Annotated in this window: 23 protein-coding genes and 3 pseudogenes; 15 read left to right on the forward strand and 11 right to left on the reverse strand. The window is 52.6% G+C overall.

Going from position 1 to position 24,750, the window contains the following annotated elements:
- Together JK202_RS14090 and JK202_RS14095 are read right to left on the reverse strand one after the other, a co-directional pair.
- On the reverse strand, positions 1–305 hold a 305-nt coding region (locus JK202_RS14090; protein ID WP_349291870.1), incomplete at its 3' end, for a helix-turn-helix domain-containing protein.
- A 312-nt stretch (positions 306–617) separates the two neighbouring features.
- Positions 618–1,172: a GNAT family N-acetyltransferase gene (locus tag JK202_RS14095; RefSeq protein ID WP_015075073.1), complete on the reverse strand. Its 555-nt coding sequence runs from the start codon at positions 1,170–1,172 to the stop codon at positions 618–620.
- 309 nt (positions 1,173–1,481) lie between these two features.
- Here JK202_RS14095 and JK202_RS14100 point away from each other — a divergent pair, with 309 nt between their 5' ends.
- On the forward strand, positions 1,482–2,459 hold the full coding sequence (locus JK202_RS14100; protein ID WP_016738678.1) for an LLM class flavin-dependent oxidoreductase: 978 nt from the start codon (positions 1,482–1,484) through the stop codon (positions 2,457–2,459).
- Between the two features lie 276 nt (positions 2,460–2,735).
- On the opposite strand, the gene JK202_RS14105 is transcribed toward JK202_RS14100, so the two are convergent.
- On the reverse strand, positions 2,736–3,359 hold the full coding sequence (locus tag JK202_RS14105; RefSeq protein WP_235271850.1) for a TetR/AcrR family transcriptional regulator: 624 nt from the start codon (positions 3,357–3,359) through the stop codon (positions 2,736–2,738).
- A gap of 145 nt (positions 3,360–3,504) precedes the next feature.
- Here JK202_RS14105 and JK202_RS14110 point away from each other — a divergent pair, with 145 nt between their 5' ends.
- Entirely contained in the window at positions 3,505–4,251 is a 747-nt protein-coding gene (locus JK202_RS14110; protein WP_016738676.1) for a glucose 1-dehydrogenase, read from the forward strand.
- Between the two features lie 230 nt (positions 4,252–4,481).
- On the opposite strand, the gene JK202_RS14115 is transcribed toward JK202_RS14110, so the two are convergent.
- On the reverse strand, positions 4,482–5,102 hold the full coding sequence (locus tag JK202_RS14115) for a 2-hydroxychromene-2-carboxylate isomerase (protein ID WP_015075077.1): 621 nt from the start codon (positions 5,100–5,102) through the stop codon (positions 4,482–4,484).
- 203 nt (positions 5,103–5,305) lie between these two features.
- Between JK202_RS14115 and JK202_RS14120 the strand changes: the two genes are divergently transcribed.
- From JK202_RS14120 to JK202_RS14160, 9 genes are read left to right on the forward strand one after another with little or no spacing between them, the layout of a single operon-like run.
- Positions 5,306–7,693: a TonB-dependent receptor gene (locus JK202_RS14120; RefSeq protein ID WP_015075078.1), complete on the forward strand. Its 2,388-nt coding sequence runs from the start codon at positions 5,306–5,308 to the stop codon at positions 7,691–7,693.
- A 4-nt stretch (positions 7,694–7,697) separates the two neighbouring features.
- The gene (locus JK202_RS14125; RefSeq protein ID WP_015075079.1) at positions 7,698–8,684 is read left to right on the forward strand and encodes a LysR family transcriptional regulator; all 987 of its coding nucleotides are present in this window, start codon (positions 7,698–7,700) and stop codon (positions 8,682–8,684) included.
- The gene (locus JK202_RS14130) at positions 8,668–10,155 is read left to right on the forward strand and encodes an NAD(P)-binding domain-containing protein (RefSeq protein WP_015075080.1); all 1,488 of its coding nucleotides are present in this window, start codon (positions 8,668–8,670) and stop codon (positions 10,153–10,155) included. The genes JK202_RS14125 and JK202_RS14130 overlap by 17 nt, the downstream gene beginning before the upstream one ends.
- Complete coding sequence (locus JK202_RS14135; protein WP_015075081.1) at positions 10,152–11,156, forward strand: membrane dipeptidase; 1,005 nt, start codon at positions 10,152–10,154, stop codon at positions 11,154–11,156. Before JK202_RS14130 ends, JK202_RS14135 begins: the two co-directional genes overlap by 4 nt.
- Positions 11,157–11,164: 8 nt before the next feature.
- Positions 11,165–12,226, forward strand: a complete 1,062-nt coding sequence (locus tag JK202_RS14140; RefSeq protein WP_224777936.1) for an extracellular solute-binding protein — start codon at positions 11,165–11,167, stop codon at positions 12,224–12,226.
- A complete protein-coding gene (locus tag JK202_RS16530) occupies positions 12,219–13,325 on the forward strand; it encodes an ABC transporter ATP-binding protein (protein ID WP_015075083.1) in 1,107 nt (368 codons plus the stop codon). The genes JK202_RS14140 and JK202_RS16530 overlap by 8 nt, the downstream gene beginning before the upstream one ends.
- Entirely contained in the window at positions 13,322–14,173 is an 852-nt protein-coding gene (locus JK202_RS14150; RefSeq protein WP_041240878.1) for an ABC transporter permease, read from the forward strand. Before JK202_RS16530 ends, JK202_RS14150 begins: the two co-directional genes overlap by 4 nt.
- Entirely contained in the window at positions 14,170–14,967 is a 798-nt protein-coding gene (locus tag JK202_RS14155; RefSeq protein ID WP_016738656.1) for an ABC transporter permease, read from the forward strand. The genes JK202_RS14150 and JK202_RS14155 overlap by 4 nt, the downstream gene beginning before the upstream one ends.
- A gap of 19 nt (positions 14,968–14,986) precedes the next feature.
- Positions 14,987–16,462, forward strand: a complete 1,476-nt coding sequence (locus tag JK202_RS14160) for a carboxylesterase/lipase family protein (protein ID WP_016738655.1) — start codon at positions 14,987–14,989, stop codon at positions 16,460–16,462.
- Between the two features lie 56 nt (positions 16,463–16,518).
- Here JK202_RS14160 and JK202_RS16300 read toward each other — a convergent pair.
- From JK202_RS16300 to JK202_RS14175, 4 genes and pseudogenes are all read right to left on the reverse strand, one after another.
- Positions 16,519–16,830: pseudogene (locus JK202_RS16300) on the reverse strand (IS5/IS1182 family transposase); the annotation flags it as partial.
- 71 nt (positions 16,831–16,901) lie between these two features.
- Positions 16,902–17,561 carry a methionine ABC transporter permease gene (locus JK202_RS14165; protein WP_016738654.1) on the reverse strand — a complete coding sequence of 220 codons (660 nt, stop codon included), beginning with the start codon at positions 17,559–17,561 and terminating at the stop codon, positions 16,902–16,904.
- A complete protein-coding gene (locus tag JK202_RS14170; RefSeq protein ID WP_015074835.1) occupies positions 17,542–18,564 on the reverse strand; it encodes a methionine ABC transporter ATP-binding protein in 1,023 nt (340 codons plus the stop codon). Before JK202_RS14170 ends, JK202_RS14165 begins: the two co-directional genes overlap by 20 nt.
- A gap of 45 nt (positions 18,565–18,609) precedes the next feature.
- On the reverse strand, positions 18,610–19,197 hold the full coding sequence (locus JK202_RS14175; RefSeq protein ID WP_015074836.1) for a TonB-dependent receptor: 588 nt from the start codon (positions 19,195–19,197) through the stop codon (positions 18,610–18,612).
- A gap of 47 nt (positions 19,198–19,244) precedes the next feature.
- Here JK202_RS14175 and JK202_RS14180 point away from each other — a divergent pair.
- From JK202_RS14180 to JK202_RS14195, 4 genes are all read left to right on the forward strand, one after another.
- A protein-coding gene (locus JK202_RS14180; protein WP_100225184.1) for an IS5 family transposase occupies positions 19,245–20,002 on the forward strand; the annotation gives its coding sequence in 2 pieces (ribosomal slippage) (positions 19,245–19,566 and positions 19,566–20,002; 759 coding nt in all).
- A gap of 14 nt (positions 20,003–20,016) precedes the next feature.
- The gene (locus JK202_RS14185) at positions 20,017–20,190 is read left to right on the forward strand and encodes a hypothetical protein (protein ID WP_015074838.1); all 174 of its coding nucleotides are present in this window, start codon (positions 20,017–20,019) and stop codon (positions 20,188–20,190) included.
- Positions 20,187–22,190: an FUSC family protein gene (locus tag JK202_RS14190; RefSeq protein ID WP_015074839.1), complete on the forward strand. Its 2,004-nt coding sequence runs from the start codon at positions 20,187–20,189 to the stop codon at positions 22,188–22,190. The genes JK202_RS14185 and JK202_RS14190 overlap by 4 nt, the downstream gene beginning before the upstream one ends.
- A 1-nt stretch (position 22,191) precedes the next feature.
- Positions 22,192–22,491 (forward strand): EF-hand domain-containing protein, encoded by a 300-nt coding sequence (locus JK202_RS14195; protein WP_015074840.1) that lies wholly within the window; start codon positions 22,192–22,194, stop codon positions 22,489–22,491.
- A gap of 235 nt (positions 22,492–22,726) precedes the next feature.
- On the opposite strand, the pseudogene JK202_RS14200 reads toward JK202_RS14195, so the two are convergent.
- The 3 genes and pseudogenes from JK202_RS14200 to JK202_RS14210 all read right to left on the reverse strand — a co-directional run.
- Positions 22,727–23,161, reverse strand: a pseudogene (locus tag JK202_RS14200) (transposase); the annotation flags it as partial.
- Between the two features lie 29 nt (positions 23,162–23,190).
- Positions 23,191–23,787, reverse strand: a complete 597-nt coding sequence (locus JK202_RS14205; protein WP_015074842.1) for a transposase — start codon at positions 23,785–23,787, stop codon at positions 23,191–23,193.
- 264 nt (positions 23,788–24,051) lie between these two features.
- Positions 24,052–24,714, reverse strand: a pseudogene (locus JK202_RS14210) (transposase); the annotation flags it as partial.
- Between the last annotated feature and the right edge of the window lie 36 nt (positions 24,715–24,750).

The raw sequence follows: 24,750 nt of genomic DNA on the forward strand, positions 1-24,750 counted from the left end.
GGGGAGGGACAGCAGGAGGACAGGGTCGCGACTAGAGGCGCGCAGAGTTCGGGACTGCCCGCGCAGCAGTCCCTGACGAGGAAGATCATCAGGTCCCGCAGGCGCGGAAGACAGGCGCGATAGACGATCAGCCGGCTATGACGCTCCGAGGTCAGCAGCCCGGAACGGGCCAGGGTGGCGAGATGGGCCGAGATGGTGTTCTGCGGGACATTGAGATGCCGCGCGACATCTCCGGCGGGTAATCCGTCCGGCTCGTAGCGCACCAGCAGGCGAAAGATCTCNCTGTGTGAGGAAACGGAGATCACGACTGTCGGCTTCCTCAACTTTTCTGCTCAGACCAGACATTCCGCTTACCCCCCAAGTCAGCCGCGAGCCTCAGAATGGTTACAGACCTGCGTAAGTTGAAACGGCAATCGCGAAGAGGGCCAGAGACGATCAGGCTGTCTTTCTGGAAGCAGACGTTGTTCTTGGATGAGCGCCCCTGGAACACGCCTCGAAAAGGCCTTTTCGGGTCTTTCTTGGGCCCCACCCCCTATGTCCGATAAAGTAAATTAACGGACATAAGGGTGGGGAGGGGTCTATTTTTTGGAAAATTTGTACAGACCTGCCAGCTAAGACTAAAGCTTTAATTTTTTTTGCATTCGTATCAGTGGAACGTTCACTCCATCCCCTGTGGCTTCAACTCTTTCTAAAGGGTAATAACCGGAGGCGATGTAGAGAGGTTCTCCACTGAGAGTGGCCATAAGCTCAGCAGTTCTGAAACCATGATCTGCTGCAGCTTGTTCGCACTGCTTCAAAATAAGACTGCCGATCCCTTTTCGCGTGAACGCGGGATCGGTGTACATTGCCCTGATCCTCGCAGGGTCTCGTTCCGGATTGAGTAGAATAGGATCACGAAGATCGCTGCTGTGATCACCTCCGTAAAGTGTTGCGCGCTTACTCCATCCTCCGCATCCCGCTAAAACCCCGTCATGTTCGGCTATGAGATAGGATCCGTCTTCAACCAACTGGGTATCCAGACCCATGACGGCGTGACTGGCGATGATTTGCTCAGGAGTGAGAAATCCTACCTGTAATGCGTCGATAGATCTGTTGATGAGATTTTTCAGCGCAGGGAGATCGCTGCTCGTAGCCCAACGTGTTCGGATATTTCCCGCAGCGTAAGTCGTCATAATGGTCCTAAACTGGTCTCAGCCGAGCATTTATGGCTCGAACCTCATCAAAAATCTATTTTCTAAAACGTAGCTCTAAAGAAAAAAACCTATCAAGCTGATGCATATCCTGCGGTGCTGAGGCCGGCTACCGCCGGCTCATGAGAGATATCGTTAATTTTTCTACAGACCGTATCCTGTAGGAACAGTATTCCTTTCTGAGGTTGGAGCAGGACGTCCCCCGAGTTTTGGAAGGTTCGCCCTTTCTGCTTGGCACATCCCACAGTTCACCCCACCTGTATGGGCAAACTGGTGACAGGATGTTGCAACATGATTCCACTTTCAATTCTCGATCTCGCGTTCATCACCGAAGGTAGTTCGGCTACCGAGGCGCTTCATCGGAGTGCGGATCTTGCGCAGCATGCGGAAAGTCTGGGCTTCAAGCGTTTCTGGCTGGCTGAACATCACTCAATGGCGGGCATTGCCTCCGCTGCGACTGCGGTCGTGATCGGCTATGTCGCAGGCGCTACGAAAACCATCCGGGTGGGGGCAGGCGGGATCATGCTGCCAAACCATGCCCCACTTGCTGTTGCCGAGGCATTCGGCACGCTGGAAAGCCTTTATCCGGGCCGGATCGATCTTGGGCTGGGACGGGCGCCCGGCTCCGATCAGGCCACAATGCGCGCACTGCGTCGTGATCCGGCCTCCGCTGACCGCTTCCCACAGGACGTGTTCGAACTGCTGCGTTATTTTGAAAAGCCGGAACAGGGTCAGGCAGTCTTTGCCGTTCCGGGCGCGGGGCTGACTATACCGGTCTGGCTGCTGGGATCGTCCCTCTTCTCCGCTCATCTGGCCGCCATCATGGGACTGCCATTCGCATTCGCCAGCCATTTCGCTCCTGATCTGATGGAAGAGGCTCTGACGCTGTACCGTGAGCGGTTTGAGCCTTCGGAGCGGTTGCAATCACCTTATGCTATGCTGGGCATCAACGCAGTGATCGGAGAGACGCAGACCGAAGCACAGCAGGCGGCAACATCTCTACAGCAGCATTTCGTTGCTCTGCGTCAGGGACGTCCGTCGACTTTTCCTGCACCTCGGTCAGTGTCCTGGAATAGTCAGGAACAACGTCTCCTTGACAGCACACTGCGTTATACCTTCGTAGGAACCGCAGAAGACGTCACAAAAAATATCTCTTCTTTCGCAGAGCGGTACAGGCCTGATGAACTCCTGATCGGTGCACCGTTATATTCTCAGGAGGCAAGGCGCAGGACCCTCAGTGGGATCGCGCATCATTTTATGGAAAAATAATCCCATACCTGAGCACACGCGGCGGCACCGCATGGGTTGTTTGTTATAGATGGCGGTGAAGCCGAACGCCATGACGCACATGGCCTTGTTTTTGTAGCATTGGGCAGCCACCGCTAGGTCGCATAATATTTCTTATGCCAACTCGGATATTTTCGTGCTATGGGGTGCGCAATCAATTGGTTCGATGTAGCCTCTTAAAAGTAACGGTTTGCTTGTCATGAATACGGAAAACTTTTTTCGTAAGTAGGCTTGCCAAGATTGCATTTAAAGTCTCGGTCATGCCTTTGGCCATGCGTTCATCCCAAACCGCGCGATTTCCATCAGCCGCTCCTGTGATGCTCCGTCACGAGCTTGGACAGCCATGCCGCGTAGGAGGGAACCGTAGAACGCTGCCAAAGCCTCAATATCGGTATCTATCGGCAAATCACCTACCTCCAATCCCTGTTGCAAGCGTGCAGCCATAGCGCCTTCTGCCTGTGTCCGCTGACTAGCCAAAAGATCGCGCAAACGGTGCTGGTTAGGGGAGCATTGCGTTGCCGCGACTGAGATCATGCAGCCTGCAGGCTGGTTAGGGCGTGTAAATTCAACGGCAGCTGCTCTCGTTAAATCCTCAAAGACAGTTCGCGTATCGGCATCTTCACCGAGGATATCGAGAAACCAACCTCCAGCGACACTCATGTAGGTCTCAATCACCTCGTGATACAGCGCCTCTTTGCTTCCGAAAGCATTGTAAAAGCTGGAAGCACTGATCTTCATGACCGAAATCAGATCATCGAAGCTCGTCCCCTCATAGCCGCGATCCCAAAACAAGCGCATGGCAGCACACAAGGCTTCCTTGCGATCGAAGGATTGAGGGCGCCCCCGCCCTCGCCGCCCACTTGGGTCTTTTTTTGGTGTCATCGCTCCATAAATCCTTGAAACCAGAGATCCAAACATTATATGCCTTATGTTGGAGCGATTACTCCACATTTAAATCCGTTGCTCTCTATCAACCGGGCATAAAGTACGCATGTGCGTTCTGGCCCATACAGACAGGCACATATCCATGAGCAAACTTTCCGGAAAAGTTGCAATCGTAACCGGCGCCTCTAAAGGAATTGGGGCTGGTATTGCCAAGGCACTCGCCGAAGCGGGGGCCGCTGTCGTCGTCAATTACGCCTCAAGCAAGTCCGGAGCGGACGCCGTCGTCTCAGCCATTGCCAGCAATGGCGGTCAGGCCATCGCTGTTCAGGGAGATGTTTCTCTTAAATCCGATGCGCAGGCCATCGTGGATGCGGCGATCAGTCAATTCGGGCGCTTGGATATTCTCGTCAATAATTCCGGGGTTTACGAATTTGCTTCGATCGACGAGATCACCGAAGACCATTTCCATCGTCTCTTTAATGTCAATGTGCTTGGCACTTTACTGACGACCCAGGCCGCCGCCAAACACCTTGATGATGGCGGTAGCGTTATCAATATCAGCTCCGTTGTATCTCGTATTACGCCACCAAATTCTGCGGTCTATACGGGAACAAAGGGAGCCGTTGATGCCATTACAGGTTCTCTCGCGCGTGAGCTGGGGCCGAGAAATATTCGGGTCAACGCTATCAATCCTGGCCTGATTGAAACAGAAGGCACCAAAACTGCTAATGTTGTGGGTTCCGAAATGGAACAGCTCATTATTTCACAAACACCACTGGGACGTAGCGGCCAGGTTCAGGACATTGCTCCACTTGCCGTGTTCCTCGCCTCTGATGATGCGCGCTGGCTGACAGGCGAAACACTCATTGCCTCCGGTGGGCTGCGCTGACGTTTGACGTTAACCCGGCGGACCTCTGCCGGGTTAATATTTTATTATTGGTTTGTATTCACGAACAATATTGTTCGCGAAATATACTCTGCCAGGAAGACTTAAGCCATATTATCTAGAGAATGCTTTTGTCGTGAGAACAGGCCTACCGTGGCTTATGAGTTCTCCGCTCAAACACAGTTTCCAGAGTGCGTTGGGAAGGTAACGGCAGATACGAAGGAAAATAATAGTCATAGTCCCCCACGAATTTTCCGTTGCACAAAGTCCAGCCTGTCTTGCCCCCAAAACAGTTCGTTTCCGACGACGTAGGTAGGAGTACCAAAGATACCAAGCTGTTCTGCGTCAGACAGGTTTTTTTTCCATACAGCGTATACTTCTGGCGTTTGGGAAAAGACTAAGAGCTCTTTGGTGTCGCAATGGAGTACTTTTTCAACAATACCCTCAAGCGTATTCGTATCCGCAATATCCTGATCATGGGCCCATAATGCGGATTGAATCGCCCATGACAAAGCGACATCGTCATAGCCTTTGAGACCCGCGGCAATAACAAGACAAGCCGCATACTCTATAGTTCTGCAGGGATAATATTTCGGTTTCAGATTAAGAGGAATATCCAGAAACTTCCGCCAGCGGGTCAATTCAACCACATGATAATTCTGTCGGGCAGTGGGGCGCTCCCGCAAAGGGATTCCGCCATTACTCTGGATGATCCGAATTGGTCGCAGCACAAGTGATACGCCTTCCGACCGAGCAATTTCACGCAGCTTTGGCATCCCAAGATAAGCCCAAGGCGACGAGATTCCATAAAAAACCTGGATCGTCCCCACATTCGATGGCTGCTCGTCGGTCATTTTTGTTCCTTACATTGACAATAGGAAAGAGTGATCGTGAATAAGAATGAGTTTAGATCATTAATCTCGTTGCGTCATGCGATAACATAATATACGACTCACTGAGTAGCTTATGGAAATGTACTCATTAATAAAGTTATTAATGAGTACAGCCAAAATGCGAATGGGCCTGTTTCCTCCAACCTTTTCGTCCGGATCCCGCCATGTCCGCATCTCGTGAGTTTCCAGCACTTCTGACCCTCATTCTGTTGACATTAGGGGGCACTGCTCAGGCTGCAGATGAGCAATCGTCCGATCATGACGTCATGCATAGACAGCCAATTCCTTCCCGCACACCAAAGAAGGCGGCCACAACCCATGAGGCTGCCCCGGTCAGCAAAGCGGAAGAAATTCATGTCAGAACAGAGACGCTCTCCGGAGGTGTGACCAATACGACACCCGGCGGAGGCCTCATGCCGGTTCAAACAGTTCCACGCATGCAGAGCGGGGTTACACGAGACTATATTGCGAAGCAGTCCCCGACCACGAACACACTTAACCTGCTTCAGATGTCCCCAGGGGCTGTTGTGGCCAATTCTGATCCTCTGGGTCTCGCGGACCATACGAGCATTACCGTTCGTGGTCTGGACCAGACAGAGATCGGTCTGGTGTTTGAAGGAATGCCTGCGGGCGATCCCATTTATGGGATCGCTGATACGTCCGAATGGGCAGACACGGAAAATATTGGTCGTGTCGATCTGGCGCAGGGAAGCAGCGACATTGCCGCTCCTGTCTATAATGCAGGTGGCGGCCAGATTACCGAAACGTTGCTGGACCCCAGTCACAAAGCCGGCGCACTGTTATCGCTTTCAGGCGGAACGCATGCGACGAACAAGGATTTTTTGCGTCTGGATAGTGGAGAAATCGGCCATTCCGGTGTCCGGGCATTCATGTCTGGTTCGTATACCCGCAACAATAACTGGCGCGGGCCAGGAACGAACCGTCGCTACCATGTCGATTCCAAAGCGGTAAAAGAATGGGGCGCAGACAATCGAGCCTCAGCAGTCTTTACCTGGAATACGATTGACGAATCCCCAACACGATATCTGTCTCTTGCGCAATGGAAGCAGTACGGAAAATCCTACAATTATTCTGGCGAATATACCCCAGGCAGCACAACCTATTACCGACTCTATCAATATAAGCGCTCTTCAATGATGATCAGCGCTCCAAGCCACTTTACGCTTGCAAAAGGTCTGACGGCTGATATCGCCCCCTACTATCAGTGGATGAGCGGGTCGGTCCCAAGTGGGACGACCCTGACACCTGGAAGCCTGTATCTTGGCAACCAGTCTGCGGGAACCGTCAGCTTCCCTACGCTCTATAACGGGAAAGCTGTGGCCGCAGCAATTGCAGGCTCCAACAGCTTCAATACGGGCTTCTCAGGTCATTTCACGCTGAAGACAGGCGTAAATACTCTCAAGGTTGGTTACTGGTACAGCAATCTGACCAAAAACTCCCTCTACGATTACTCTCCTGTCAGTGCGGCAGGTGACATCATCAATAATAATATCCGCACTCAAAACGGCTCCATCCTGGCGACCAAGAATTTCCACATGATGCAGCAGGTCAATGGCTTCTTCATTGAGGACGGGTTGTCTCTACTGAATCATCGGCTTGATCTGACCGCTGGGTTCAAAGCTGTGCTTCTGGCACGATCCGGAACAAACAACATTCCAGGTGCGACCTATCGTTGGGGAACAAATAGCGCAGTTCCGCTGCCGCGTTTCGAGGCCAGCTACAAGATTGACAAAAACAATCAGATTTTCATCGACGCGGTAACAAATTTCCACGCACCGATGTCAGACGTACCGTATTATGACGCTTTCAGTGTCTCGACCGGAAAGATATCGACGGCTGGAAAAACTGACCTCAAGAATGAATACTCCATTTCCGAAGAAATTGGATATCGTCATATTGGTCTTATCAATGCCTCCATTGGCTTCTTCAACTACAATTTCACAAACCGGCAGATTTCGACATCCGTTTATGCTGATGGCGCATTGACGACAAACCTCATCAATGCAGGCGGCCAAACGACGCGCGGAGCGCAGGTCGAGATTTCCCTTCGTCCCTGGCATCATTTGAGCCCATACGTTTCGGGGCAGTATCTCCATGCAACGATCGACAACAACCTTGCTGTTGGAAACGATCTTCTCCCAACCAAAGGGAAGAGTGCAATTCTGACACCGAAATTTTCGGCATCTGCAGGCATATCTTATGATGACGGTCAGTTTTTCGGCAACGTATTCTTCAATTACGTTGATTCACAATACTCAACGTTTATGAATGATGAGAGTATCCCCGCTTACAAGACGGCCAATATGACGCTGGGGTACCGCATGAAGACTTACCACTTCATCCATCGCCCGACGATCCAGCTGAATCTTGTGAACCTCGGTGATAGCAACTACCTGTCCAGCGCCTATACGGTTCGGACAAATGCCAAGACCACAAAAGGTATTTATGGGACGTCCATCGCAGGCACTGCACCCAGCTATTATCTCGGGGGTGGATTTGCAGCGGTAACATCAATCACCCTCGGATTTTGAAACCATGATTACAGGACGTCAGATCGAAGCCTTTCATGCTGTCTTTTCGATCGGCAGCATGACAGGCGCGGCACGTCATCTCGGGCGCACGCAGTCTGCTGTCAGCCGTCTCATTATGGAACTGGAAAAAGCACTTGGCTTTACCCTTTTCGAGCGGAACGGGACGCGGCTGCATGCTACGCAGGAAGCACGGCTCCTTTATGATGAGGTCAAGCGCTCCTTCATCGGACTGAAGAACATTGAGGAGAAAGCCAGACAAATCGCTGCAGGTGGAAACCATCGCCGGATTACATGCGGCGCCACATCTGCACTCTCTGGCGGTCTTGTTCCCCGGGCCATCTCCGGTCTGATGCAATGCAGTTCAGACATTTCAATGTCTTTCAAAGGCATGCCAGCCGATGAGGTCGTCCGCTCCGTGACGGATGGCAGTGTTGATGTCGGTCTGGCGACCCTGCCCATCGACGATACCAATCTGCACATTCACTGGATTGGAGAAGCATCCTGTGTGGCCGTTCTGCATGAGGATCACCCTCTTGCCCAATCCGACAGCCTTTCTCTTCGTCAACTGCATACCCAGCAGGTTCTGACCGTAGGAAATCCCTTTCGGCTGCGACGCACGATCGACGCAGCTCTTCAGGCATCCGGGAACAGCTCGTTCACCAGGATAGAAACCAATACATCCCTCAATGCTGTCATGAGTGCCCGTGAAGAACTGGGAGTAGCCATTGTAGAGCCTGTAACAGCCTACGGCATTCCCATTGGCGGTACGGTCGTGCGGCCTATTGTGGAACATATTCCCTGGGCGTGGAGTGTGTTGACACCGGCGTTTTCGGCAGCTGACAGCGGCATTCTTCGCTTCATCGAACAGATCGAAATCACAGCGCGTACCCTTTTGCCAGATTTTATCCGGCACCCACCCGAAGCGCTCGAAAAACTTCACACACGCCTTTTTCAGACCGAGCCAGGAGCACCAGATGCCAAAAGGAATTGAGGCCACCACACCAGCGCCAGCGCTCGATCTTCAGGACCTTGAAGCCCGTATTCACCGCGATCTGGATTATCTGAACCTCCCGGCAAAACCATGGGTTCTTCCACTCCATGATGCGCCTGAACCAACCTATGACGTGGTGGTGGTCGGCGCAGGCATGATCGGGCTCGCGGCGACTGCGGCTCTGCGGCTTCGTGGCATCAGTTCAGTCATCTGCCTTGATCGCGCTCCTGAAGGCACAGAAGGCCCCTGGGTCACCTACGGCCGCATGGTTACACTCCGTACAGCGAAATCTGCCTGCGGTCCGGCTTTGGGCATTCCCAGCCTGACGTTTCGCGCCTGGTTTGAAGCGCAGTTCGGTAACGCGGCGTGGGAACGCCTAAACAAAATTCCACGCGCACAGTGGATGGATTACCTCATCTGGTATCGACGCATTCTGGATCTACCAGTTCGTAACGGAATGGACGTCACAGATATTGCCCCGCAGGACGATGGGCTCATCAGGGTTACAGTGCGAGGAGAAAGCACTCCAGTTTTGGCCCGACGCGTTATACTGGCAACAGGAATAGACGGACTGGGCGCCCCATCCCTTCCTTCTGTTGCCAGTGGGATCTCCTCCCGGTTCTGCGCCCACTCCGCCGATATGATCGATTTCACAGCGCTTGCTGGAAAGCGTGTTGGGGTCGTAGGAGCAGGCGCCTCTGCAATGGACAACGCTGCGAGCGCTCTGGAGGCTGGCGCTGCTGGCGTTGACCTTTTCGTCCGTCGCGAAGCCCTCCCAAGTGTGGACAAGTTCACCGGGATCAGCAGTGATGGGCTGGTCATGGGATATGTTGGCCTGCCAGACGCAGTAAAATGGGAGATGATGCGCCTTGGGCTTGATGCGCCAGTCCCTCCCCCACGCGACAGTACGCGCCGGGTTTTCAGGCACAAGAATGCAAGACTGCATGTGAATGCCCCCCTGCTCTCGGTCGAAGAAACAGCATCTGCGTTAACCGTCACAACGCCTCATGGTGAAACGGAGCTGGATTTTCTGATTTTTGCGACCGGTTTTTCCTGTGACGTTACATCTCGACCAGAACTTTCCTCATTTGCGTCCAAGATCAGCCTCTGGGACGATCATTATACGCCTCCAGCCGGAGAAGAGAGTAAATCTCTCGGCCAATCTCCGTATCTGGCACCGGATTTTTCGTTCGTTGCACGCGAAGACAGTGACAAAGAGCCGTTATCCCGGATTTATTGTCTGTGCTTTGCCTCTGTGCTGAGCCATGGCAAGCTCACGAGTGGCGCACCCGCGATGGATGAGGCTGTTCAAAGGCTGGTCCATGGTGTCGCAGCATCTTTCCTGCGCGAAAACAGCCAGGACTGGCTGAATATTTTCCGTGAGTTCGACCGACCAGAACTCCTTGGGGATGAATGGCACCCCGAACAGATTGTCAACGGCACATCCACAAAGGTGAAGAGTAACGCATGACCGAGGATTCCTTTCAGCTGCACCAACGCAGCATCGTGATTGATGGCCTTCAGACCTGTGCCTGGAGCCGCGAAATCTTTGAACAGATGCGTGCCGGCGGCCTGACCGTTGTCAATGCTGCGTCCCTGCTGTGGGAGAACTTCAGTGAGGGCATGGCGTATGTCCGAACCTGGGAGCGGCACTTTGCTGAAAATGCAGATCTGATCATCCCAATCCGCTCCGTCGCGGATATCGAGACCGCCAAACGCACCAATCGCACAGGGATCAGTATCGGCTGGCAGAACACGTCCCCATTGGAAGACCGTCTGGATTATGTACGGCTTTTCAAACTGCTGGGCGTCAATACCATGCAGTTGACCTACAACACCCAGAACTATTCAGGGGCTGGCTATCTTGAAGAGCGTGACAGTGGCCTGACAGGCTTCGGACGCGAGGTTCTTCATGAAATGAACCGTCATGGCGTGCTGTGCGATCTGAGTCATGTAGGCGACCTGACGTCCGCCGACGTGATTGAGCACTCCCGACGCCCGGTCTGTATTTCACATGTGCTGCCACGCGCGCTTCGGGATGTGAAACGCAACAAGCCAGATTATCTGTTCCGAGCCTGCGCCGAAAAAGGCGGCATCGTGGGTGTCAGCCTGTTCTCTCCCGGATTACGTGCGGGGAATGACGCGACAATCGATGATTATCTGGATGCCATGACCCATGTCCTGAACATCGTGGGTGAAGACCACATTGCGATGGGTACCGATTTCAGTACAGGACATCCCCGTCCTGGCCCTTGGCTGCTCTGGGCGAACCGGGACAAGGGATATGGGCGTCAGCTGACAGAATTTGGCCGTACCACGATCCGCAAGCCATCGGGCTTTGCCAGCATCCCAGAAACACCCAACCTGACAGACGCCATGATGCGCCGTGGGTGGTCCACAGGGCTAATCGAGAAAATTCTCGGACAGAACTGGCTGCGCCTGTATCGCGACACATGGACACCAGAGGTCTGACGCGGCTCATGCCAACCGCTCCCCACTTCACGACGCGTCGCAAGGTTCTTGGCGGTCTGGCAACACTGCCCGCATGGCGACATGCACGGGCGGCGGATGGCGATCTGGAATTGTCGGTAGCCGGCTTTCATGGGCCCTTCCAGAAAGCGTTTCAGGCCATCGTGATCAACAGTTTCGAACGCGCCATGCCGGGCGTCCGCGTGACGTACCGCCCCATCATCAATTCTGCACAGCTTCTTGCAGCGCTACGGCTGGAACGGGAAGCACCGCAGATTGATGTCGCCATTGCGGATGTATCGGTCGCTATTCTTGCCAAACAGGAAGGACTAACTTTCATTCTACGGGAGGAAGAGATCCCGACCCTGCGCGATATCCCGGACTGGGGACGCTTCGATGCCATGAATGGTGTCGCATTCTCACGGGATAATCTGTCGCTCATTTATGACAGCCGCGTTCTGACGCGTCCTCCGGAAAGCTGGCGTGAACTTGGGCGTCCCGATTTGACGGACCAGATCGCCATGCCTGTCGAGGATACGCGTGGCGTTGTACTCCTTCCCCTTCTGACGCGCATGGCCGGAGGGGACTACAGGCAGAACATCGAGCCGGGACTGACCCTCATGCGACAGTTTGCCCCCTATGTCGCAACCTGGAACGCACAGCCCGACATTTACACCCTGACGCTGGCCCAGACGATTGCCTTGGGTGTTGGATGGAACGGCCGCGGCCAGATGCTTGCACGGGACAATCCGGATACGCTGCGTGCTGTCGTTCCGTCTGAAGGCAGCGTCGCACAGATCAATACGCTCAACCTGACGGCCCCTCCGCAACGCACCAGACTGGCGCAGGCCTTCATTGAACATGCCCTTTCCCCGGACGTGCAGACAGCCTTTGCGAATGTCGCGTTTTATGGGCCTGTAAACCGTCAGGTTGTACTGTCAGACGAGACATCCGAAGCAATTTTCGGCCGACCAGAGACAGCACGCCGTGAACTGCATCTGGACTGGGGTTTCGTTAGCCAGCACTACAATAGCTGGATCCGCCGTATTCAACGTGAGGTCATCAGTGGCTGAAACAGACTCAACACCAGCCTATCTCTCCGTCAGCGGCTTCACGAGGCAATTTCCGGGCGCAGAAAGGCGTTCCGTCGATGACGTCAGCTTTACGCTGAAACGCGGGCAGATGCTGACCTTACTGGGCCCTTCCGGATGCGGAAAAACCACCCTACTCCGCATGATTGCAGGCCTGACCCCGGTTGATTCAGGACAGTTGCACGTTGCGGGGCGTCAAATGACGGAAACCCCTCTTCACGCACGCAACATGGGAATGGTGTTTCAATCTTATGCCCTGTTTCCTCACCTCTCCGTCGCCCGCAATATCAGCTTTGGCCTGGATGTCCGGGGGATCAAAGGGGAAGAGAGCCGGCGGCGTGTGGTGGAACTGGTCTCTCTCCTGCACCTGACCGGGCTGGAGAACAGGCGCATCACTGAACTCTCCGGCGGACAACGGCAACGAGTGGCACTGGCGCGGGCGCTTGCCATCGAGCCTGACATTCTCATGCTGGATGAGCCGCTGGCCAATCTTGATATCCGGTTGCGCGATACGGTGCGCACGGAAATTCGTGCGCTCCAGAAACGCCTTGGGATCACCGCCATCTTTGTGACGCATGATCAGGACGAAGCTCTGTCCATTGCGGATCAGGTTGCCGTCATGTCGGAAGGACGCCTCCAGCAGTTTGGCACACCGGCAGATCTGTATACTCGTCCCGCAAACCGGTTCGTGGCGTCCTTCGTGGGACGCAGCAACTTCATCGAGGCTGTGTGGGTCGATAGCAAACGTATCCATGCGGAAGGCATCGGCACACTTTTCATTGGCTTTTCCGAAGGCTGGAAAGGCCGCAGAACCCTCTTGATCCGTCCCCATCGCATCAGACTGGGCAACAGTCTCGAAACATGCTGCCAGGGTGTGATCGAAAACGTTGTTTACACGGGTGAGCGCCGAACTTATCTGGTCCGTGTCGGGTATGTAACACTCACCGTTGAACAGCAGGAAGATCAGGGCCAACCAGCCCAGATGGGAGACATGGTTGACCTGCACTGGCAGGCCAGCGACATGTCAGTCCTTCAAGAGCCGATCTCCGACACCCTCACTTCAGGCCATCCGAGTTCATGAGGGTGTCTGTCAGAAAACAGCCGTCCTGGCTGCAGGTCCTGCTCATCCTTCCGGGTGTTGCGGCCCTTGTCGTGACATTCGTCTTCCCGCTCCTCTGGCTGGCCAGGACGTCTCTCCAGCCTACGACCGGACATACACTCTCCCTCCACGCCTATGTCCGGCTTTTCGAGGACAGTTTTTACTGGTGGGTCATTGGACGCACGATTTTCATTGGGCTGCTCTGTGTTGTCATTACCGTCCCAATGGCTTTTCCCGTCGCGCTTTTCCTTGCCCGGTCGCAAAGCCGCTGGCGAGGCACCCTGACAGCGCTGGCCATTGCGCCCCTCCTGACATCCACAGTCATCCGGACCTACGGCTGGATGGTCATCCTCGGGCGACATGGCCTCATTAACACGACCCTCGTGTGGGCTGGCATTCTGGCGCAGCCCACACGATTGGATAACGGTCCCTTTGCCACGGTTGTCGCGCTGGTGGAGATCCTGCTGCCTTATGGCATTATTTCCATCCTCAGCCACCTGAGCCGTCTGGATGCGGAGCTTGAACAGGCGGCCTCCCTCCTCGGGGCACGTCGCCTTCAGGTCTTCTGGCGCGTCTTGCTGCCTCTCTCCCTTCCAGGACTGATGACAGCCTCGCTGCTTGTCTTCGTTCTCGCAATCAGCTCACTCGTGACACCTCAGTTGATGGGCGGAGGGCGCGTCTTTGTCCTTGCAACAGAAATCTTCAACCAGACGACCATAGCTCTGGACTGGCCATTTGCCGGCGCCCTGTCCATTACCCTCCTGGCCTTTTTCGGAATATTCGTGACGCTCTATCAGAGAATTCTTCAGCGCGTGGAGAGCCAGTCATGAAACACGACCGAACCGTCAGGGTGGCGTGGCATCTTCTGATTGGCCTGATTTACCTATTCCTGCTCGCACCATTGATTATCGTGCTGATCGTGTCGTTCGATATACGTCCCTACCTCAGCTTTCCACCCGCGAGTTTTTCCCTAATTTCATATGCCAGGGTGTTGCATAACCCCCTTTTCCTTCAGGCTGGAAAAACCAGTCTGTTGATCGGAGGATGCTCTGCGGGGCTCTCCCTGATTGTGGGGACGAGCGCTGCTTTTGCTCTGGTGAGAGGCCACTTCCCGGGACGGCAAAGCCTGCAATGGTTCTTTCTTTCTCCAATGCTGATGCCCCATATCGTGCTGGCGGTCGGACTGATGATGACCCTGCAACCGCTTGGCCTCCTGGACACGCTGACAGGATTGATTCTGGCCCATATCAGCATCACACTGCCCTATACGACGCGCATTGTGTCCTCCGGGATTGCACAGTTGGACCGCACACTAGAAGAAGCCGCTCGCATTCACGGCGCTTCGCCCTGGCAGAGTTTCTGCCGTGTCATTCTACCCGCACTCAGGCCACACCTCATCACCGGATTTCTGATCGCATTCCTGTTTTCCTTCGACGAAGCCGTTATCGCCCTGTTCATTGCAGGCCATAGAGCCGTTACGCTGCCACTCGCCATCTATCAGTACATCCAGTTCCGGACGGACCCGCAGGTCGCGTCGCTCTCAGTCCTCGTGGTGCTCCTCAGTCTGGTACCCATCATCATCATTGAACGTCTGATCAATCTTCGTCGGGCCGTCGGCGGATAAAGCAGTGAAGGAACATCTCATGACGCAGATTATGATCGAAAGTGGCGCGATAGAAGGCTTCACAGAAAACGGAATTCTGACATTCCTGAGCGTTCCCTATGCCGCCCCTATTGTTCCTGGAAATCGGTTCGCAGCACCTCAGGACGTTGCACCCTGGACCGGTGTGAGATCCGCTCACCGCCTTGGTGCCGTCTGCCCACAGATCCCAACCTATGGACCTGTTGGGAAAGGGGCCACATCCATGCTGGATGCCGGTGAGGATTTTCTAACCCTCAATATCCGTAGTCCAGCCCGGGAGGGAAAAGCTCCCGTTCTTGTCTGGCTGCACGGAGGCGGATACGCCGTCGGTTCCGGAAACGAACCACTCCTCCAGACAGGCGCCTTCGCAGCAAGCGGAATTGTTGAAGTAACGCTCAATTACAGATTGGGAGCACTGGGATTTTTAAGCCTGGATGGCGCGCCCGAAAATCGCGGGCTACTTGATATCATCAAAGCTTTGGAGTGGGTTCAGAAGCACATCGCCCTCTTTGGAGGAGACCCCGAACGCGTCACTCTGGCCGGACGATCTGCGGGTGGATTTGCCGTTTCCACTCTTATGGCCATGCCTGCGGCAAAAGGATTGTTTTCCCGGACCATGATCCAGTCCGGAGCTACCCCAGCGGTGCTCCCACACAAAGACGCACGCCTGACGACACAACGCTTTCTGAAACGTCTCGGCCAGCCATCACTTCAAACCCTCGAAGCGATACCCATTCATCAGCTTCTCGCTGCTCAGCAAGAGATCTGCAATGAATCCTACGAACAGCATGACTTCACTCGAGACGGCCGAGTCACAATTGTAGGAATTCCCTTCCAGCCAGTCATTGACGCTGCGTCCTTACCCCTTGATCCAGAAACAGCCGCTGTCCAAGGGCTGGTAACGCAGGTTGCAGTTATGATTGGCACGACATCGGCGGAATACCTGTCCCATTCCAGCGTGCACTCGCATCTCACATTTACAGATACTGCGCGCTTACTGGACCCAAGAGTACAGCCTCTCGGCCTGAGTGGGACCGATATCGTGAACCGCTATCGGGATGCCCTACCCCACCATGACCCTCTGGGAATATGGCGTGCGGTCGCAGGGGATCTTGTCTTTCAAAACCCGACGACCCGCTATGCCCTTGCACTGAGCAAATTTCAGCCCGTTCATAAATATCTTTTCGGAAGCATCGGCCCCAATGAAACGGGTGCCCCACATGGTGCCGAACTGGCAAACGTATGGTGGCGGGAAGGCTATAACAGAGCGAACTTACCAACGAGATATCAAGATGTTGATCCAAAGATTTCGCGTATCATACATAATATCTGGAGAGACTTTGTTTCGGTAGAAGAACGGTCAGAAATAAGATGGGAGGCATTTTCAACCAATAATAAGGCCACCTTGTCCATTACAAAGGACGGTGCGGCGTTTTGCACGGACCTATTTTACCCAAGGGTTTGCCTTTGGACATGATAGATTTCCATCTGAGATGCTATCTGTTGAGTGAATGTTTGCATTAAATATAGGGCTCATAGCCAGAAGATGACGGTCGGGCATCTGTCGTAGCAGGTTGCGACCTGCCACCAGTCCTTGAGCCTTCCGAACATAATCTCGATGCGGTTGCAGCGTTTATATTTCCGCTTGTCGTATTTGCTCGGTTCCCCGCGAGATTTCCAGGGTTTGACCCCTTTTTCTTACAAGGCGCGTCGCTAAGCCAGTCCGCGGCATACTCACGATCTCTCAGCAGCCATTGGGCAGGAAAAGACTGTTCAAAAGGGAAGCGGACGTCTGTTTTCCTCATTAACTGCGTAAAGCGTCGTATTCATGCCATCTTTGATGCGTCAAATTATCTGCTCGTCCGCCAGCCATCTTCCGATCACCATCCGTCATCTTGTGGTTATATGCCCTGAGACTAACGATTATATGCTTTCAAACGTGCAGAAACTATATTCCCGCAAAACTGAACGATAATCGTCAATGCAACAAGAATACTCACGACCCATAACATCATGGCAGTATTAAATCTTTGATATCCGTACCTGATCGCCAGATCTCCCAGCCCTCCAGCACCAACAACACCTGCCATGGCGGACGCACTGATCAGGCTAACCAGTGTCACGGTCAAACCAGAAACCAGACCAGGCAACGCTTCGGGAATGAGCACAGAGCGCACGATTTTTGCTCGTGTTGCACCCATTGCGCGAACGGCATCGATTAATTCTGGACTCACCTCTCTTAACGACACTTCTGCAATGCGCGCAAAATAAGGGATCGCTGTGATGGAAAGAGGCACGATTGCAGCAGCGGTACCAAGCGCGGTCCCCACCACGAAGCGCGTAAAAGGAATAAGGATCAAAAGCAGAATAATGAACGGGACTGCTCTTGTCAGATCGACAACAAATCCCAAAACCCTGCCGATAGACCGTATAGGCCATAGCCCACCGGGTCTTGTGATGGTTAAAAGAATAGCGAGAGGCAAACCAAAAAAAACAGCGATCACGGCAGATGCGAAAACCATTTCAAGGGTTGCCAGAGTTGCTTTGCAAAACAGTTCAAAGATCTGAAGACGCATACCCGATGACCTCCAGTTCTTCGACATTTTGCGAAAGCCATTGAATAGCATGCTCATGATTATGCGATAAAGTCAGAACAAGGGTGTCGTGACCTCCTGAAGACTTTCCACGAATATCAGCCTGTAGGATAGAAGCCGTAATACCGAAAGTCCGATAGAGATCAGTCAGTAGTGTTGACGATAGCTCATTCTGCATACTGCCTAAACGCAAAACCGGCATAGCGCCCGAAAACGCCTTCTCGGTCACGAATGAGCGCAGGCAGTCAGCGAGATGTACCTGATCGTCATTGATGAAGGATCTCGTTAACGCATGATGGGCCTGCCCTTTGGCAAGGGCCTCGGTTGAAATATCTTCAACAATGTGTCCCTGATCGAGCACGAGCACTCGGTGAGCAAGGTTTCGTATAACATCCATTTCATGGGTAATCAGAACGATCGTGACGCCTAACTCTTTATTTATTTCTTCAAGAAGAGCGAGAATGGAGGTGGTTGCCTCTGGGTCTAGCGCAGATGTTGCTTCATCACACAAAAGAATAGCCGGATTTCCTGCTAGAGCTCTCGCTATTCCTACTCTCTGCTTTTGCCCTCCGGAAAGCTGTGTCGGATATTTTGTCTCCTGTCCTTCAAGTCCGACCAGTTGTATCAGCTTCTCTATTCGATAGAGGCGTTCTTTTTTAGGAATCCCTAAAATCTCGAGTGCAAGAGAGATGTTGCCTGTGACCGTTCGGGACTGCAGAAGGTTGAAGCTCTGAAAGACAAGACCAATACGCTGCCGAAGGGCTAGAAGATCACGCTCTTTAAATCTGCTTAGATCCTTTCCTTCAATAAAAACGTGACCTGTATCAGGCGTTTCTGCACCATTCAAACAGCGCAAAAGTGTCGTTTTTCCCGCTCCGGAGCGCCCTATAATTCCAACAATTTCGCCTGCCTGAACGGAGAAACTGACTTTTCCCAGTGCAATACGCCCGTCAAACGCCTTGGAAAGGTTTTCAACTTTTAGCATCTCATGACTCTTTCAGGCCTACAGATTTTCTAAATATTCCATGTTTCAAAGCGTCAGATCAGCCCGCAGATAGTAAAAGCCTCCTTCTTCGGACAGCTGCTGACTGAGCGTATCATAAAGATTGTTATTATAATCTGCTGTGAAAGAAGGCACCCGGCTTGGATGGGCATTTCCGACGTTGTTGCCACCCAGCGCCAGATGAAGCTGCGGGAGGACCTGATAGCCAACTTCCAGATTGGTGACGAAACGCGGACGATTAATCTGATGATAGAAATCTGTCGTCGAGAAAGCGTTGCTGCCGGAGACAAATGTCAGATTGGATGTCGTATGACCATAGCGGATTTCATGAACGGCCACATTCCACTTTCCGCGACGCCAGATCCCACCAAAAATCAGCTTATTGGCCGGATTTTCCGTTGACATCAAACTGATCTGCTGAGCATTCAAAACAGGTGTCCCCTCCCCTGTTCGTGCAATATCTTTTACGTTCGTATGATTGAAATTGACTGCTGCGTCCCAGTCTACTTTTCCGTATTGGCCGAAATCTGAAGAATATCGTGCAGTAATATCAAGACCCGTTGTCCGGGTATTGGCGCCATTTGTGAAATAATTCGTACTAGGCTCAGGACCCATTGATTTGAATGGGGAATTTTGATTCAGGCTCTGTGAGGAGACTGAAGATGAGCGACCTGTTTTGGCTGACGGACGAACAAATGGAACGTCTGCGGCCGTTTTTTCCCAAGAGCCACGGCAAACCTCGCGTTGATGACCGCCGTGTGCTGAGCGGCATCATTTTTGTGAACCGCAATGGTATGCGCTGGCGTGATGCGCCCCGGGAATACGGTCCGCACAAAACGCTCTACAATCGCTGGAAGCGTTGGGGCGACATGGGCATTTTCATGCGGATGATGGATGGCCTGTCTACTGCGAAAGCCGAGCCTCAGACGATTATGATTGATGCGACGTATCTCAAGGCGCACCGCACGGCTTCAAGCCTGCGGCTAAAAAAGGGGATCCAGGCCGCCTGATCGGTCGCACCAAAGGCGGTATGAACACCAAACTGCATGCGGTCACCGATCAGAACGGACGACCGCTGAGCTTTTTCATGACTGCGGGGCAGATCAGCGATTATACTGGTGCCGCTGCCCTGTTGGACAGTCTTCCTGCAGCACAATGGATGCTGGGAGATCGAGGGTATGACGCCGACTGGTTCAGGGACGCCCTGGAAGAGAAAGGGATAAAGCCCTGCATTCCAGGACGAAAATCTCGCGGAAAACCGGTCAAATACGATAAGAGAAAATATAAACGCCGCAATCGCATTGAGATCATGTTCGGAAGGCTCAAGGACTGGCGGCGGGTCGCAACCCGCTACGATAGATGCCCGACCGTCTTCTTCTCAACCATCTGCCTCGCCGCAACCGTCATGTTCTGGCTATGAGTCCTGAGCCTAAGATGGTTCTTCTGACCTCTGAGGGTAGGAAACAGTGCAGGCTTTTTCATCGCCTGGCTGCTGACCTGGAAGCAGAACTGACAACCGGATTGTCCATGAGCCAGAAGCTGACCCTGACAAAAGATCTGGATATGATGGAAGCGCTTCTCTCTACTGATCATGGCGCGTCTGTATGACGACCATCGTTCGGAAGAGGCTTTGGTCTCCACAATCATTCTGGTTTTCAGAAGCACGATGGAGCGGGTTTTTAAAAACCACTGCTTTTGCCGTTCGTGTCTGTCTGTCAGTCGGCTTGGCTTTACTGGTAGCATTTGTTGTACAGTTGGACTCTCCGATGAGCACTGTGACAACTGTGGTGATTGTCGCACATCCCATGGTTGGTGCACTCGTTTCCAAAAGCCTTTGGCGCGTTTTGGGAACAGTGTTCGGAGCGGGCTTGAGTGTGGCCATTATGGGCTGTTTTGTTCAGTCCGCCTGGCTTTATTTCGTGGCCTTGGCTCTCATCGTTGGATTAGCCTGCATGACCGCCAGTCTTCTGAGACTGTATCGGGCTTATGCCGCTGTTCTGACGGGATATACAATCATCATTGTCGCATTTTCGTCATTCTCTCATCCTGAGAGCGTCTTCATGTCTGCGATGATGAGATTATCTGACGTGGTCATCGGCGTAGTGAGTACGGCTGTTATTTTTTTGGCGACGTCTCCACGTCGAAGCCAACCCGTTCACAGGGCATTAAATGACGCTTTTCTAGCGGTTCTGGAACACGCAAAATCTTTTCATAGCAGTCTTACGGCTCTCTCTGTCGCTGACGGTTCAGATTTCAGAACGCTTCCTGTTGCACTCTATGATAGCCGTCAGGCCGTATTGAAGAAAATAACGGCTCTGACGCCATTGCTGGAATATGCAGCGTCAGATAATCCCGAAATCAAAGACCATCTTTCAAGCTATAAAATGGCGGTCAATCAAATGGCCGGTGTGATTGCGGGTTATCATCCTCACTGGAGCAACCTGCACCAACCCCATACCCGGTTTTACGAGATCCACGCCTACGCAACACGCATGCTAAAAAACGTGATCGACGGTATAAGAAATCCTTCATGGCGGAACGATCCGGAATCAATATTAAAAACACTCGACCAAGGTATTCAGTCTCTAGAGATATTTGAAGCAGAAGAAATGCTTACAGCCGCCAGCCTTGCGTCTGTGCATAATGTGAAAAATCTTTTGTTGGCATTACGTCGCATCATCGAGGAACTCACAGAGAAAAAAAATCGGGTTCCAATGCGCGTATCTCCTTATCTGGAATGGCCGACAGCGCTCCGTAATGGAGCCAGAGGCATCCTGATCACGCTGCTTGCGACATTCATCTGGTATGTAACAGCGTGGCCGAATGGTCCTATGATGATGATGTATGTCATTGCAGCATCCAGCCTGCTTTCTACGGTGCCCTCAGCATCGAAGGCTAGTATGGCTATGGCAATAGGAACTGTGCTGAGCATACCTGCGACATGGATCTATCATGTTTATGTTCTGCCACTTATTAGCGGATACTGCTTGCTCTGGCTGAGTTTAAGTTTTTTTCTTTTGCCGGGAATTTGGCTACAGTTTCATCCAAAATACAGCATTGGCGCTTTCGGATATGCTGTCTTTTTTGCAATACAGTCTCTCGTAACCAATGAAATGGTTTATGATGATATCGCCTTAACAAATACCTGGATGGCCATTATTTGTGGTGCCGTTCTTCTGGTGCTCGTATTTCGGGTCTTTCTTCCTCCAAATCATGAATCTGATGCCAACGCGATTATGAGATCACTACGCAGAAGTGTAAATTTGTTAGCGACATCGTCGTCTCATCATTTACCTTTTGCAGAACAGTGGCAGGGAGATCAAATCCAGAAACTATCGCGATTGGCATTGAAACTGTCATTCCTGAGCCAGAAAGACCGTGCTCGGGACGTCCTGGATCGCGCCTTTTCTTTAGTTTCGCTCGGTAAGCTCATTCTGGAATTACGTCAAAATGCAGAAAATCCGTTCGAGAAAAAAGCCGTACGGATGTTTCTACAAGATGCCATCATAAGACGTCAGGAAATAACCTACGAAGCTTTTGGAAATCGAACCCTGTCAAGTGGTATCGAACAAATACAGTTTATTTTAAAAAATCTTCAGGAGATATAACGTGTCTATCAAATACTGGAGCATTTTATCTTTTGCCTTGGTATCATCATCATGTTCAGCGCAGGTTCAAACGAATGAAAATCAATCTTTTTCGATAGCTGACAAAAATCATGACGGAAGAATTTCTTTCGACGAGTTTGAAATTTATGTTCGGGCTTATCTTCGTGAGAAAAGTAGCTTTGAAGCGTCCGGATTTTCTATGCTATCCCATTCAACGCAAGAGGCAGTGCTAAAAGACCATTTCGACAAAATGGACATCGGACATAAAGGTTATCTCCTTCCCAACGAATGGAAGAGATAGGACAACTCCATAAGATCGTAATTCTTGGTTTTCTAAAGAAATAATCCGCTCAAGTAGAAAAATATTACTTGAAAAACAGAGAAATTAGCATGTTCCATCACCTGGAGGGATCGAAGACCCTTTAATTGATGTGCTTGTCCGGTAATTTCTGGGTTTTGGCGATTTGATTAACGGTTTCTGCGATGGCATCCGGTCTACGTGTTGAGCAGATCGGGTATTGTCCCCCTCTGGATGACTACGCGCTCGCGTTGATCCGCTCCAGGAAGAGGACGCGGCGCGGGTTGTAGACAATATTGGCCAGGCCGATCCTCATGGTGGCTCGGGTGATACCGACGGTTCGGACGAACAGCCCTGTCTGCGATTTCTGATCCGCAAAGACATGCTCGACGCGTGATCGGATCACCGATTTCCCTGCCTTGTACTGCTGGATACGCCGGGGCATCGGTTTAAGATGCGGCTTTTTCCTGTGAACCTTTGAGACAAAGCCCTGCTTTTCCATAAAGTCTTTGTTGGCTTTTGAGCGATACGCCGTGTCGGCCCACATCGTTGAGGGCATATTGGTCTCATCCAGCAGGCCCTCGCGTAGTCTGGTGCCATCGCTGGCCGCTGGATCGATCGTCTTTCATTTAGGAAACAGCCGAAACTTTCGGTCGATGGAAATGTGATCTTGTACCGAGAGCGCAAGCAATTTTTCCGGTTTCAGGAGTTCTTTTCGATCCTATTGGAACGACGTCCTGCTCTGATGTTTTCTCCGACAGTATAGCGCTCCAAAATGATGGCTTTTGCTCCACACAGGGTGAGGCTGTTTCCCTCCCTGTCGCGCACTTCGTAAGGCTTTCCTCGTTTGAGAACGCTGAAGATCCGGTTCACAATACGATTGGCAACGGCACATAAAGCCTGTTTGTGATGATGACCTTTCAGCGTCATCAGTCTCCAATAAAGTTCCGCCAGTTCAGGATCTGTTTTTCGTGCCGTATCAGCAGCAAGATAAAGTGCGTGTTCGGAAAGGCAACGGCGTAGAGCTTTGACCCGTTTTCCCTTGACGCGAGCCACGGTGACGCCAGCATCTACAAGATGGTGGGCGACAGGAAACCAGCTCATGCCGGTTGGCTCCATGATGGCCTGAATGTGGTCATCCGCCCTCAGCCCCATCATGGCTGTCTGAACAAAAGCGGCGAGTGAAGGCTGATCGTGCCTGAAACGAATTGCACGGCCATTAGGGCGGCCATCGTCATAGATCTGAGCGAGGTGATCTCCGCGAATGGCCAGATCAATACCAATGGTACGGAATGTCATGGTCGGTCCTTTCTGGTGAGGGAACCAACGCTACGGTCACAGTCAGATGTGTCATTCGTGGCAAATCAACTTCACTCAAAGCAGGCGCCACAATCATGTTACTCTTGCCCCGTCAGCGCGGCCGGAACGGGTTCATGCTTCACAAAAGACGAGACGATCGGCGGATCTCTCAGGGACTTCAGCCCCGAACCGGCCTGATCCACAAGCACGTCTCCGAAGCCTGTGCATCTCCGACTTTCTCCATGGCATCAAACCCGGCCCCGCTATCGATATCTGCGATTTATAGCCAAAGAACGGGATAGCGAGATCCGTTGACGCGATCGTCCCGTCATCCCGCCGCTTTGCCTTCGTGAACTTTAGTGTCCATCGTGCATGGAGATCCTTGTGCGACAGCTTTGCCGACTTGTCCTGCCAGCCTTCAGGAATACGGCCTGCCCGGAGGTCGGCTTTCTCAGCGTTCGTATTGCGCTGCTTTGGAGCGGCCACCAGCGTTGCATCCAGGATCTGGCCCGACATCGGCAGATAACCGGCGTTCCTCAAAATAGTGTCAAAGCGATTGAACAGACCCTCGATCGCTCCCACCTGCGTCAGGCGTTCAAGGAGCAGCCAGGCCGTTTTGGCATCAGGAACACGATCTGAAAGCCCCAGGCCGAGGAAGCGCATGAACGACAGGCGGTCGTTGATCAGATATTCCGTCCGTTCATCAGACAAATTGTTCAACGTCTGGATCACCAGGATCCTGAACATCAACACCGGATCAAATGGCGGTCGTCCGCCCTTGCTTCCATCTGAATAGGCCAGAGCCTGCTACAGATCAGGGCGGAACACCTCAAAATCCACAGTCCGGGAAAATGCTTCGAACTGATCGCCAAGCCCGCTCAGTCGGGCAAGCCGCTCTTCAACGTCAAAGAAACCAGCCTGCTTCATAGCGCCATTCCCTCAACCAAAACCGGACAAATGGAA

Origin of the sequence: Gluconobacter sp. Dm-62 (genome assembly GCF_018256155.1) — a bacterium.
Taxonomy (GTDB): domain Bacteria; phylum Pseudomonadota; class Alphaproteobacteria; order Acetobacterales; family Acetobacteraceae; genus Gluconobacter.